The sequence below is a fragment of the Psychrobacter sp. AH5 genome (assembly GCF_040371085.1).
In the GTDB taxonomy this organism is placed as follows: domain Bacteria; phylum Pseudomonadota; class Gammaproteobacteria; order Pseudomonadales; family Moraxellaceae; genus Psychrobacter.
In genome coordinates this window covers 2,570,499-2,583,119 of sequence record NZ_JAMBMT010000001.1, presented here as the reverse complement: position 1 = coordinate 2,583,119, position 12,621 = coordinate 2,570,499, and the positions used below count along the sequence as shown (strand labels likewise).

At 46.7% G+C, this 12,621-nt stretch carries 9 protein-coding genes; 7 read left to right on the top strand and 2 right to left on the bottom strand.

What is annotated here, in order from left to right; all coding sequences use genetic code 11:
- Nucleotides 1–105: 105 nt before the first annotated feature.
- Nucleotides 106–1,650 carry a glutamate--tRNA ligase gene (gene gltX / locus M0N77_RS10990; protein ID WP_353105222.1) on the bottom strand — a complete coding sequence of 515 codons (1,545 nt, stop codon included), beginning with the start codon at nt 1,648–1,650 and terminating at the stop codon, nt 106–108.
- A gap of 356 nt (nt 1,651–2,006) precedes the next feature.
- Between gltX and rsmH the strand changes: the two genes are divergently transcribed.
- From rsmH to M0N77_RS10955, 7 genes are all read left to right on the top strand, one after another.
- The gene (rsmH, locus tag M0N77_RS10985) at nt 2,007–2,990 is read left to right on the top strand and encodes a 16S rRNA (cytosine(1402)-N(4))-methyltransferase RsmH (RefSeq protein WP_353105631.1); all 984 of its coding nucleotides are present in this window, start codon (nt 2,007–2,009) and stop codon (nt 2,988–2,990) included.
- Nucleotides 2,991–3,125: 135 nt separating this feature from the next.
- Nucleotides 3,126–3,617, top strand: a complete 492-nt coding sequence (locus M0N77_RS10980; protein ID WP_353105221.1) for a cell division protein FtsL — start codon at nt 3,126–3,128, stop codon at nt 3,615–3,617.
- The gene (locus M0N77_RS10975) at nt 3,614–5,674 is read left to right on the top strand and encodes a penicillin-binding protein 2 (RefSeq protein ID WP_353105220.1); all 2,061 of its coding nucleotides are present in this window, start codon (nt 3,614–3,616) and stop codon (nt 5,672–5,674) included. Before M0N77_RS10980 ends, M0N77_RS10975 begins: the two co-directional genes overlap by 4 nt.
- A gap of 179 nt (nt 5,675–5,853) precedes the next feature.
- A complete protein-coding gene (locus tag M0N77_RS10970; RefSeq protein WP_371834230.1) occupies nt 5,854–7,422 on the top strand; it encodes a UDP-N-acetylmuramoyl-L-alanyl-D-glutamate--2,6-diaminopimelate ligase in 1,569 nt (522 codons plus the stop codon).
- Between the two features lie 67 nt (nt 7,423–7,489).
- The gene (gene murF, locus M0N77_RS10965; RefSeq protein ID WP_353105630.1) at nt 7,490–8,926 is read left to right on the top strand and encodes a UDP-N-acetylmuramoyl-tripeptide--D-alanyl-D-alanine ligase; all 1,437 of its coding nucleotides are present in this window, start codon (nt 7,490–7,492) and stop codon (nt 8,924–8,926) included.
- Between the two features lie 3 nt (nt 8,927–8,929).
- Nucleotides 8,930–10,048 carry a phospho-N-acetylmuramoyl-pentapeptide-transferase gene (gene mraY / locus M0N77_RS10960; protein WP_353105218.1) on the top strand — a complete coding sequence of 373 codons (1,119 nt, stop codon included), beginning with the start codon at nt 8,930–8,932 and terminating at the stop codon, nt 10,046–10,048.
- A 148-nt stretch (nt 10,049–10,196) separates the two neighbouring features.
- Nucleotides 10,197–11,129, top strand: a complete 933-nt coding sequence (locus tag M0N77_RS10955) for a putative RNA methyltransferase (RefSeq protein WP_353105217.1) — start codon at nt 10,197–10,199, stop codon at nt 11,127–11,129.
- Here the strand turns inward: M0N77_RS10955 and cls are convergent.
- Nucleotides 11,124–12,599 (bottom strand): cardiolipin synthase, encoded by a 1,476-nt coding sequence (gene cls, locus M0N77_RS10950; protein ID WP_353105216.1) that lies wholly within the window; start codon nt 12,597–12,599, stop codon nt 11,124–11,126. The two genes, M0N77_RS10955 and cls, sit on opposite strands and share 6 nt — an antisense overlap.
- Between the last annotated feature and the right edge of the window lie 22 nt (nt 12,600–12,621).

The window sequence follows — 12,621 nt, the reverse complement described above, 5'->3', positions numbered from 1 at the left end:
GTAGAGGGGTTGTCAATAGCTATTTTTGAAAAATAGCAAATATGTTGAAAAACTAGCGTAGGGTGCGCCTCGCACACTCTACGCAAGAAAATAATTTTAAGTGAATTACTCGCTATCAGTAGCCAAAAGATCCGGCAAGTCCGCTGCGGTTTTCTCAAGCTTTTTCAGTTTTTTCTTACCGAGGCCGCCAAGTACCTCGATAGCGTGACGTAAGCGGTTCAAAGTCATATCGGCGCCGATGATCCACATCGAGTTCATTACTGGAGTAGAGGAGGTGCTACCAGCGATAGCAATAAAGAACGGCGCAATAAAGTCGCGCATCTTAATATCAAGCGCCGCTGACATCCCTTTAACTACTTTATAGATATCTTCTTCTTTCCATTCAGGCAGTGCTTCTAGCTGCCAAGCGGTTAACTGCAATATCTCCATAATTTGCTCAGCAGAGAGCGTCTTGTGATTAAAATCTTCGGCGCTGATCTGAGGTAAGTTCTGGAAATAAAAACCGCCCCAATTCACCGCGTCTGATAACAGCTCAATGCGCGGCTGGATAGCTGCTGCCATAGCGGTTAATTTGTCACTATTATTGGCCCAGTCAAGGATTTTATTTTTTAGCTGCTCAGGTGTTAGCGCCCGTAGCCATTCACTATTTAGCCAATTAAGCTTTTCGATATCGAAGATCGGACCGCCCAAAGAGACGCGCTGAATATCAAAACTTGCGATCATCTCATCAAGAGTGAACTTTTCGGCATCATTAGGCATCGAGTAGCCCATACGGCCCAAATAGTTGAGTAGCGCCTCAGGCAATACGCCAGCATCACGATAATAAGTGATCGAGGTTGGGTTTTTACGCTTGGAGAGTTTTGATTTATCAGGGTTGCGCAGCAGCGGCATATGGCACAGGATTGGCATCTCCCAACCGAAGTATTCATATAGTAATTGGTGCTTAGGCGCTGAATTGAGCCATTCTTCACCGCGCATCACATGGCTGATTTGCATTAAGTGATCATCGACCACGTTGGCTAGATGATAAGTCGGTAGGCCGTCGGTTTTTAGCAAGACTTGCATATCGACTTGCTCCCACGGAATCTCAACGGTACCGCGTAGCATGTCCTCAACCTTACAAACGCCCTCTTTTGGTACGCGCATCCGGATAACAAAAGGCTTGCCATCAGCTGCCATTTTATCCGACTCTTCGCGAGGCAGATCAGCATAGCGGCCGTCATAACGAGGGGTCTCGCCACGCGCCATTTGCTCGCTGCGCATGATATCTAGCTCCTCGGCAGTACAAAAACAGCGAAAAGCATGATCATTATCAAGTAATTGCTGGGCGTGCTCTTTGTAGATATCAGCGCGCTCGCTTTGACGATAAGGAGCATGAGGACCGCCAACGTCAGGGCCTTCCGCCCAATCAAGTCCTACCCAGCGTAGCGCGTCCAAAATCATTTGCTCAGATTGTTCCGTGGAGCGCACTTGATCAGTATCTTCGATGCGTAAGATAAATTCGCCACCGTTAGCTTTGGCAAAAGCTAGATTAAATAATGCAATATAAGCGGTGCCGACATGCGGAAAACCCGTAGGCGAAGGGGCAATACGAGTGCGTACCGGGCGAGCAGTAGCGGTAGTTTTGATAGATGATGTGGGTTGCGTCATAGGAGCCTCAGATAAAGTGTTTAGTTAAGAAGTTTTGGTGTAACCGGTTTTGATTGATAATTGAACAAACAAGGATATAAATAAGTATAAAAAATAGCGTAAAATATAGCGCTAGTATAACAGACAGCTAAGATATTTTTAGCTAAAAGCCCAGTTGGTGCTTGACTAGCCGTGTATCCTTGCGATAATAACGCTAGCTGAGGGTAACTTGTTTATTTTTATCTGATTTTTATTTTTATTATTACTGGCCATTAGGGTCGTCATTTACTGAGTTATTTGTGTCACTATTAAATTCAAAGCCTGATTCTAATTTAGACGCCAAACTAGATACTGAGTCTACTGCGGTTGCCGATGAGTTGAGCTTTAACCATGAAGCGGTGTTATTGAACGAAGCGGTCGCCGCTGTGCTAGGCGTCAAGTCCTTACCTATCGATGCTAGCAAAGATAGCTTACAAGCAAGCGGTGTCTACGTCGATGCCACTTTTGGCCGCGGCGGGCATAGCCGATTGCTACTCTCGCATTTGGCCGATAATGCGCGCTTAATCGTTTTTGATAAAGATCCCACTGCAATTGCAGTCGCTAACCAATTAGCGAGTGAGGATAGCCGTGTAACGGTAGTGCATGATAGCTTCGCTACTTTGAGTGACCACTTGGCTAAGCTTGATATTGAACAAGTCGATGGGCTGATGGCCGATCTAGGTATCTCCTCTCCGCAGATCGATGATGGCAGTCGCGGCTTTAGTTTTATGCGTGATGGCGCTGTCGATATGCGTATGGACACTAGCCGTGGACAATCAGTGGCACAGTGGCTTGAGCAAGTCGATGATGAGACTTTGGCGGATGTATTGTTTGAGTTTGGTGAGGAGCGGCACAGTCGCCGTATCGCCCGTGCTATCAAGCAGATGGATAGCTATGAGTCGACTCTTGAGCTGGCTGAGGTGATAAAAGCGGCGCACCCTAACTGGCAACGCGGCAAGCATCCAGCTACTCAAAGCTTTCAAGCGATGCGTATTTTTATTAATAATGAGCTTGGCGACGTTGATAGCTTTTTGCAGCAAAGCCTTGCGGTTTTAAAGGCGGGCGCTCAATTATCGGTAATCAGCTTTCATTCGCTTGAGGATCGGCGTATCAAGCAGTTTTTGCAGCGCCATAGTAAGGGGCAGTATCTGGAAGATGAAAACCTACCGATGCCGCCGCAGCGTCCACGTTATTTTAGTAAGCCCAAACGTATTGGCCCAAGCAAAGCTGAGATTGCTCAAAATCCACGGTCGCGAAGTGCTTGGCTACGAGCCGCGACTCGTACTGATATTGAGTATGATAAAGCTTCAACAGCTACGTAGCTGTTAAAAAGCGGTAAGTAACAACCGTTAAACTAGCGAGCTATTTGCTATTTAGGGTTACCTAAGCTATTGCAGGTTACTAATCATTTTCTGCTACTTTTTATCTACTTTTAAGTTCACCTTTTTGAGATCGTCATGGCAATATCTCGCAAACCTAAATCTGACCGCGCCGCAAGCTCTAATCATAACGATGTAGGTGAGATGTTTGCGCAGCGTTTTAGTGCTGTAAATATCTATGTAGTGGCGCTATTGTTATTGGCGGCTGGTATTGTTTGGAGCGGTATCAAGACCGCTGAAACGGTTCAGCAATATCATCAGGACTACAAAACCTTGCAAGATATGAAAAAACAACAACGCAAGCTGCAAGTAGAGCATCAGCGTTTGCTTATCGAACAACAAACCTTCAGCGCAACTCCGCAAATAGCGAGTCGAGCGGTCGCCGAGCTGGGTATGTATTCGCCAACCCTCAAAGATAAGCTCATTATTCAGCCTGGAGCGCCAGTGATAGCGGGCGATACCATCGCTACTGCCGACACTGATAATAGTGATACCGATAGCGATAATACGGATTTAAGTCCTGATAATCCTGCCTCTACAGCGGCCAATACTGCGGAGGAGGGACTATGAGCGCCAAAAAGCCTACCAATAAAAAACCAGCTAGCGGTAAAGTTATAAAGCCTCTGCGTCCTACTAGCAAAGCCAAAGCTGCGCCAAAAACTAATGAAAGCAGCGCTGATAAAAAACGGTTTTCTCGTCGTAAAAAAGACGATTCCCAAGGCGCTTATACCAGTGTAAAAAACCGCAAAAGCAAAAGATCTATCATGAGCAAAGCCTCGGGTGCTTCTGCACGTGGTAGCTTTGAGTACGACAAAAACCGCTTTCGCTTTGTTTGGGCGATTGCTTTGACGGTTTTGGGTCTACTCATAGGCCGTGCTTATTATTTACAAGTGGCTAATGCGCAGTTTTATCAAGATAAAGGCAATGAGCTGATCACCAGCGAGCGCACACAAAAGTCTTATCGCGGTATGATTACTGATCGCAACAATTTGCCATTGGCAGTGAGCGCTCCACTAGCGACAGTGTCGTTTAGTCCGCATGATTATGCGCAGGAGTATTACGAGCTCAATAGAGTCATTGTTGAAAACCCCAGTCAGCCGGTGCTACGCGCGCGGATGCAAAAGCGCTTAGATAATATGGATCTAACGGTGCTAGCGGCCGCGGCCAACATCCCGGTCACTGAGCTTGAAAAAGCCACAGCGATCGATAAAGATATTGATTTTACTGATGAAGAAGCAGTCAAAGCCGCGCTGCCTTCAGGACCTGGCTCGCATTATCTACCGCTACTTAATAAAGTGACGCCTGAGATTGCCCAAAGCGTTAGCTCGCTTGATTTCCCAGGCGTTTATGAGAAAAATTTCTTTCAGCGCTACTATCCGCAGCCGCAGCCCAACTCACAGCTATTAGGCTTTATGGGTCAAAACGCTAATGACCCTGAAGGCGGCTATGAAGGCCGTGCTGGTATTGAGCGTCAATACGAGCAAGTATTGGCAGGTGAGGACGGTAAAGTCTTGGTATTAAAAGATGCCAAACAAAACAGTCTAAAAGAGATTAAGCAGCTAAAACCAGAAGTTCCGGGTAAAGATGTAGCGCTGACGATTGATTCGCGTTTGCAGTATTTGCTTTATAAAGAGTTAGAGAAAGCTGGACGTTTGCAGCAAGCGCGCTGGTCAACGGGGATGGTCGTTGATGTACAAACCGGCGAGGTGCTGGCTTTGTCGACTTGGCCTTCATTTAATTCCAATAATCTTAATGAGATGACCGGTGAAAATCAGCGTAACCGGGCGCTACTCGATACTTTTGAGCCAGGCTCGGTCATGAAGCCCTTTACCGTTGCTGCAGCACTCGACTCAGGAAAATACACCGCCAACTCGCTCATTGATACCAATCCTGGCTCTATTCGTGTGCGCGGCTACACCATTCGTGATCACAATAATTTGGGTACTATTAACCTTGCCACTTTATTACAAAAATCAAGTAACGTCGCCTCAACCAAGATAGCGCTATCCTTGCCTGCTGATGCCATCACCAACATGCAGCGCCAGTTCGGCTTTGGTAGCAAAACGCCGCTACAGTTTCCAGCTGAAGCTAGCGGCCAAGTCACGACGCCAGAAGAAAAAGAAACCGCTCGCCGTGCGACAGTCAGTTATGGCTACGGCATGGAGGCGACGCTAGCACAAGTAGCACAAGCTTACGCAGCCTTAGCCGCTGGCGGGGTGATGCATCCGTTAACGCTAACAAAGACTGACAAACCATTACCTAGTAAACGGGTGATGGAGCATGAGCAAGCGATGGCGATTGTACAGATGTTAGAGAGTGTCACGCAGCCGGGTGGTACGGCAAAAGCGGCTGACATTGATGGTTATCGAGTGGCAGGCAAGACGGGTACTTCGCGCCGTATCAACCCTGATGGTGGGTATTATAGTGATCAGTATCGTAACGTTTTTGCTGGTATGGCACCGGTATCTAATCCGCGGCTAGTCGGTGTTATCTTGCTAGAGGATCCGCGCGGTCTGCATTATGCTGGTCTAACGGCCGCGCCAGTCTTTCATAATGTCATGAAAGAGGCATTACGCCTGTATAATGTGCCGCTTGATAAACCGTTGCAGACAAAAGAGCCGTCATAGCAACTGGCCTTATTTTTATTTCATTTATTCTTGCTCTAGGATTTTTTATGACTGACGCTAATCAGACTAATACCGTGACTTTGCAGCAGCTTATGGACGCAGCAGAGGCTCAAGAGAGTCACGCTTTTGACAGACAACAGCGCCTATCCGTAAGCCTTAATGAGTTAGATGATTTAAAGATGTTAGGCGCAGTTAATACTCTATGCTCAGTGCTGACTATTGGCTTTAATCAGTTACGCTTAGATAGCCGTCAAGTGGCAAAAAATGACGTCTTTATCCTGCTCAAGAGCCAAAAGCCGAACTGTCAACAAAGCCGCCATTATCTGCAGCAAGCCGCTCAGAAGGCGGCTTTTATCTTATCTGAGATTGATCCTACCGCGCTATTTGCTAAAGCCAATGTACCGCCTAACGCAAACATTCAACTCGACGATAACGACTTGAGTGCTGAATCGCCATTATCTGATTTGCCTTGTCCGGTTATCTACGCCCCAAATATTCGCGACTTTTTGGGTGATTTGGTACAAGCGCGTCTGCAATATCAGCAGCCAGTTCAGTTGCCAACGGTAGTAGCAGTGACCGGTACCAATGGCAAAACCACTATCAGTCAACTGGTAGCACAATTAGCGCAGCTGGCAGGTATGAGTAGCGCGGTCATGGGTACCGCGGGTAATGGCAAGCTTGATAACTTGGTACAAGCTAGTCACACCACTGGCGATGCTTTAGCGGTACAGCAGTTTTTGCAGCAAATGGGCGCGCAAAACGTCGACTTATTGGCGTTAGAGGCCAGCTCTCATGGTCTTGATCAGCAGCGTCTACAAGGGGTGCCGATTAAAGTGGCGATTTATACCAATTTATCACGCGATCACTTAGATTATCATGCCGATATGAACGAGTATGTCGCTGCCAAAGCCCGACTCTTTGATAGCCAGCATTTTCCAAGTCTTACTCATGCCATTATCAATATCGATGATGCTCATGATGAAAACTATGCTCAAACGATGCTAGATACCGCGCAAGCAAGTGGCTTGACGGTTTGGACGTATAGTTTAGACTCGTCAAAATCAGCGACTTTTAGGGCCGTTGATATTCAGCCAAGCTTGCAAGGGGTAAAGATTGCTTTGCACAGTGAGTTTGGCGACATCGATATTATTAGCCCGCTATTAGGCCGCTTTAATGTCGCCAACCTATTAGCCGCTATCGCAGCAGCAGTAGCGCTTGGTATCGATATGACACAGATGAGTAAGCTAGTTCCTAAGCTACAAGGCGCAGTTGGACGTATGCAGCGTGTACCCTCAAAGGAGGGCTGCTTTATTGTCGATTATGCGCATACTCCTGACGCATTAAGCCAAGTATTAGCCAGTCTTAGAACACATTGTGACGGTAAGCTTTGGGCAGTATTTGGCTGCGGCGGCGATCGCGATGCCGGCAAACGTCCACTCATGGCGCAAGCGGGGCTTGGTGGAGCTGATCAAGTGGTATTGACCGCTGATAATCCGCGTACTGAAGACCCAAATGCCATCTTAGAAGATATGCAAGTCGGCATGAGTGACGAGCAATATCAGCGTACTCATATTGAGTCTGCCCGGCAAAAAGCGATAGCATATGCGGTCAATAATGCCAGTGCTGATGATATCGTCGTTATCGCAGGCAAAGGCCACGAGACTTACCAAGAGATCAACGGCGTACGTTACGATTTTGACGACAGTGTCATCTTGCAGCAGGCGCTAACGGATGCAGGCCGCGCATAAGCGTTTGGCAATTGATAATAAAAAAACACAGCAACACAACAATGAGCTAATAAAAAAGGTATCGACTATGACCGTGGACAACCACAACACCATTCAGTCGCAGGGACTTTATGTCTGGCAAGCTGAAAATTTGCTAACCGCGACGGCAACGCTTGGTGGTCGTTGGCAAATGCCGCAGGCTGAGACTGACACAGCGCCGACGCTGACGAGCAATCGTATCACTACCGATACTCGCACTATTCAAGCAGGCGATATCTTTTTGGCTCTGAGTGGCGACAATTTTGATGGTCATGACTATATTAATATCGCCGCCTCTAAAGGCGCTATCGCAGCGATTGTGTCGCGTCCTATCTCAACCAGTATGGCGCAGTTAGTAGTCGAGGATACCCGGTTGGCATTAGGGCAGTTGGGCGCTTATCGTCGTCAGCAGCATCCAAATTTGACGGTGATTGCTATTACCGGCTCTAGTGGCAAAACCACTTGTAAAGAGATGCTCGGCAGTATCTTTGGTCGCCTTGCACCAACCTTGATTACTCGCGGCAATCTCAACAATGATTTGGGCGTGCCAATGATGCTATTAGAGCTCTCCGATCATCACCGTTATGCCGTTATGGAGCTAGGCGCTAATCATATCGGCGAGATTGCTTATACCACTGAGCTGGTACGTCCTGATGTCGCTTGTATTCTCAATATTGGTACTGCGCATTTAGGCGAATTTGGTAGCCGTGAGGGCATTTGCCAGACTAAGGCGGAGATTTATCATACGCTAAGCGATAATCAATTTGCCATTGTGCCGGATAAAGACGACTTTACCAATCAGCTACGGCGCACCGCTGAGAAAAATACGGCTAAGGTGATTGGCTTTGGTAATACTGATGTGAGTGCAAGCCACCTAGATGTCGAGCCTGAGCGCAGCGAATTTAAACTGCATATCGGTAATAAGGTACAAGATATCTGCCTACCGCTAGCGGGTGAGCATAATGTTAATAATGCTCTTGCCGCTGCCGCTTGTGCTTATGCATTAGATATCGACATTGAAGATATTGTCACTGGACTTGAGAACGCGCGTCCGGCTAAAGGTCGCCTCAATAGCCAGCTATTAGGCAATCATCGACTGATTGATGATACTTACAATGCTAATCCTCATGCGGTACGCGCCGCTGCCAAAGTACTAGCGGCGCAGACGGGTACCCAAGTCATGGTACTCGGTGACATTAGTGAATTGGGCGACGCTGCAGTTAGCGAGCATCAAGGCTTAGGCCGTACTATCGCCGCGACCGGTATCAATGTGCTACTTTGTGTTGGCGAGTACGCGCAGTACACGGTGGCAGGCGCTGAGGAGATTGGCGGTATTAGCGCTCATGCTTTTGATGATAAAGACAGTTTACTACAGTATTTGCAGCAGTATCTACAGGCGCAGCAAGCACAGCCTTGTACTGTGCTATTTAAAGGTTCCCGTTTTATGGAAATGGAAACGCTCATTAATGCGCTAATCGAGGAGTAGGCGGTGTTAGTTTGGTTGTTTGAATGGCTTAGCCAGTATTACTCACCGTTTTCTGCGGTATCTTCCTTGACACTGCGTGCGCTCCTCGCAGTTATTACCGCTTTAGGTTTTAGTTTGCTACTTGGCAAGCGAGTGATTAACCACTTGCGTACCCTTAGATATGGGCAGGCTATTCGTAATGATGGCCCGCAGTCGCATCTGATTAAGACAGGTACGCCAACGATGGGCGGGGTACTTATTCTTACCGCAATTGGCGTGGCAACGCTATTATGGGCACGACTAAATAATCCTTATGTTTGGATATTATTAGTAGTGATGGTTATCTTTGGCGCGGTAGGTTGGGCCGATGATTGGCTAAAAATTAAGTATAAAAACCCAACAGGACTTATTGCTCGCAAAAAATACTTTTGGCTCTCGGTAGGCGCTATTTTCGTCGGTGTCTCCTTATATTATATTTCGACCTTGCAGCCTGATATAGCTACCACGCGTATGATGCAGGATTTATTATTGCCTATCTTCAAGAACTGGGCGATTCCTTTCTCAGCGGTGCCCTTTGGCATTGCTTTTATCATCTTTACCTACTTTGTCATTAATGGCGCTTCAAATGCGGTGAACTTGACCGATGGTTTAGATGGTTTGGCGATATTGCCGGTGGTATTGGTGGCCGCTGGTCTTGGGGCGATGGCTTATGTCTCAGGTGACGTAAGATTTTCAGAGTATCTACACGTACCTTATATTGCCTATAATTCTGAGGTTATTATTGTCTGCGGCGCTATGGTAGGGGCCGGGCTTGGCTTTTTGTGGTTCAATGCTCACCCCGCGCAAGTGTTTATGGGCGATGTGGGCGCATTAGCCCTGGGCGCGATGCTCGGTACTATTGCGGTCATGACCCGTCAAGAGATTGCCTTTGCTATTATGGGCGGCTTGTTTGTCGCCGAAGCGGTATCAGTGATATTACAAGTGGGCTCTTATAAGCTGCGAAAAAAACGTATCTTTCGGATGGCACCGCTACACCATCACTTTGAAGAGATTGGCTGGAAAGAGACGCAAGTGGTGGCAAGGTTTTGGATTATTGCTATCGTTTTAGTAGTGCTGGGCCTGATGACACTAAAACTGCGTTAGTTGAGACCTTAAATAATACCTGTAGTTGTTAATAAAGTTGATAAGCCACTTTGATAATATGCAGAGTGGCTTTTTTTATCGCTTATCAATGCGGTTTTTTGCTAAGATGCGAGTGCTAAAATGCTAAGCAAATCTAGAGGATGTTAAGATGTCTGTGTCGCTGTTTACTTGCCCTATTTGCCAATCCCCATTACTGCCAGCTGTTACTAATTGGCACTGTGACGGCAGCTTAAATCCTAAAAATATCTCCCACGGCTTTGATGTGGCGCGGCAAGGCTATGTCAATCTGTTACCCGTGCAACAAAAAAAGTCTAAGCAGCCGGGTGATAGCTTAGAATCGATTGCGGCGCGTCAACGTTTTTTGCAAGCAGGTTATTATCAGCCATTACAGACTTTGATCTCTCAGCAACTAGACCAGTTATTATCGACTAAACCAGCTCAGATAAATAGCGAACAAGCTAAAAGTTCGATCAATTGGTTAGATATAGGCTGCGGCGAAGGCTACTACACTCAAGCTATCGCTCAGATAAAAAGGTTTGATACTTTAATTGCCGCTGACATTAGTAAGCCTGCGGTATTAGCCGTAGCTAAAGCTAGCAAGCTAACCAAAAATCTATGGCTTAATGCTAATAATAAGACGGTAATCTATCCGCTAGTGACTAGCGCTGCACATCTGCCCTTATCAGCCAATAGTATGGCAGGTATTAGTAGTATTTTTAGTCCGATATTGCCTGATGCGTTTGCCAGCGTCTTAGAGGATAAAGGTTATTTAGTGATTGCTAAGCCTGATGTAGGTCATTTGGCTGAAGTACGCGCGGCATTATTTGCTGAAGTACGCGAGCATAACTCAGACAAGTTTTTGACTGAGCTTGAGCCATTTTTTGAGCTAATAGAGACTCGTCAAGTTAGAGCTGAGCTGAGTCTGTCATCAGCAGCTTTAGCTGATTTATTGACGATGACGCCTTATGCTTATCGCGCGCAGCCAGAGAAACGACAAGCCCTATTAGCAATGGCTAAAGAGCATCCTTTGGTGACTACAGCCAAATTTGTGCTTTATGTCTTGCAAAAAAAAGCACTATAAAACCGGCCCCATAGTCGCGATGATATTATTCCAAATTCTATAATATAACGGCCATTCTTCTACCTGCTCACGGCTGACTTTATCTGAATCGCTCAGATACTGCTGTTGGCGCTCTATGATAGCCGTAGTCAATGGTTTATCGCTAAAGATGACATTGTTTTCATAGTTTAGATCAAAGCTACGTAAGTCCAAATTGGTTGAGCCGATTAAGCCTATCTCGCCATCAATAGTCAAAGTTTTGGCATGTAAGAGACCCGGTTTATACTCATAAATCTTTACTCCAGCTTCTAACAATTCCCAATAATAACTGCGCGACGTTGCTCCTACGATTAGCGAGTCGTTGTGTTTGGGGAATATCATCGTCACGTTTACTCCGCGATAAGCGGCGGCGCACAAAGCGCTGACTAAAGAGTAATCGGGCACAAAATAAGGGGTGGAGATAGTCAAGGTATGCTTAGTCTGCCCAATTAAAGTGGTCAAAAACTGCGGCGTAGTACCGCGGCGCTGAGAGGGCCCATCGGCAAATACTTGTGCTGCTACGCCAGTAGCAGGTTGATTATTATTAGATAAAGTTGGCGGCTTGCTATTTGCCTCAGTATGATAAGGAAAGCTATCGATAGGGGTTTGAGGGTTTTTGATGAGCCAGTCGCTTGCGAACAGCATCTGATTTTGAGCCACTATAGGTCCCTCAAAGCGCACCATAATATCGACCCAAGGGGCAAATTTTGGTTTAGTACGAAACTCAGGATCAGCGCAGTTACGACTGCCGTTATAGCTGATTTTGCCATCGATTACGGTGATTTTGCGGTGATTACGCAAGTCAATACGGCTAAAGAGCAGTACTTTGATAATGTTTTTGATCGGTAGTGCTACGCTGACCTGTACGCCAGCTTCCTTCATCTCCCGCCATATTTTGGAGTTCACCATTTTGCGTGAGCCCATGCCATCGACCATCGCTCGGCAGCTCACCCCACGCTTTGCGGCACGTATAAGCGCCTGCGCGGTATCTATACCCATGCTATCGATAAGCCAAATATAATAAAGCACATGAATATGATCAGTAGCAGCATCAAAGTCAGCGATCATACGCTCCTGGGTCTGCGCGGCATCTGCCATTAGCTCGGCGCTATTATTTAACGTAGTATGAAAACCTGTCGCTGCTGCTGAATATGCAAAGGCCATCTGATAATGCGGATCAACCGCTCGTAGTAAGTCTGCCTCGTCGCCCAGCACTTCAGGATTAGTACGGTGTAATTTGGTCATGTTTTTTTTATGCTTATCGACAAACTCGCGGCCCAAATGGATCTCGCCAAATAGCCAATAAACCACTACGCCGATATAAGGCAATACAAATAACACGACTATCCAAGCGAGTCGTGCAGGAGCGGTCAAGTCGTGACGTGCCAGCACCCTTACTGAGATAAATAATAGTAGTATAAAGTGAATAGTCAGTACGATATCTAAAAACATAGAAGTAGCCTGTTATTATTTT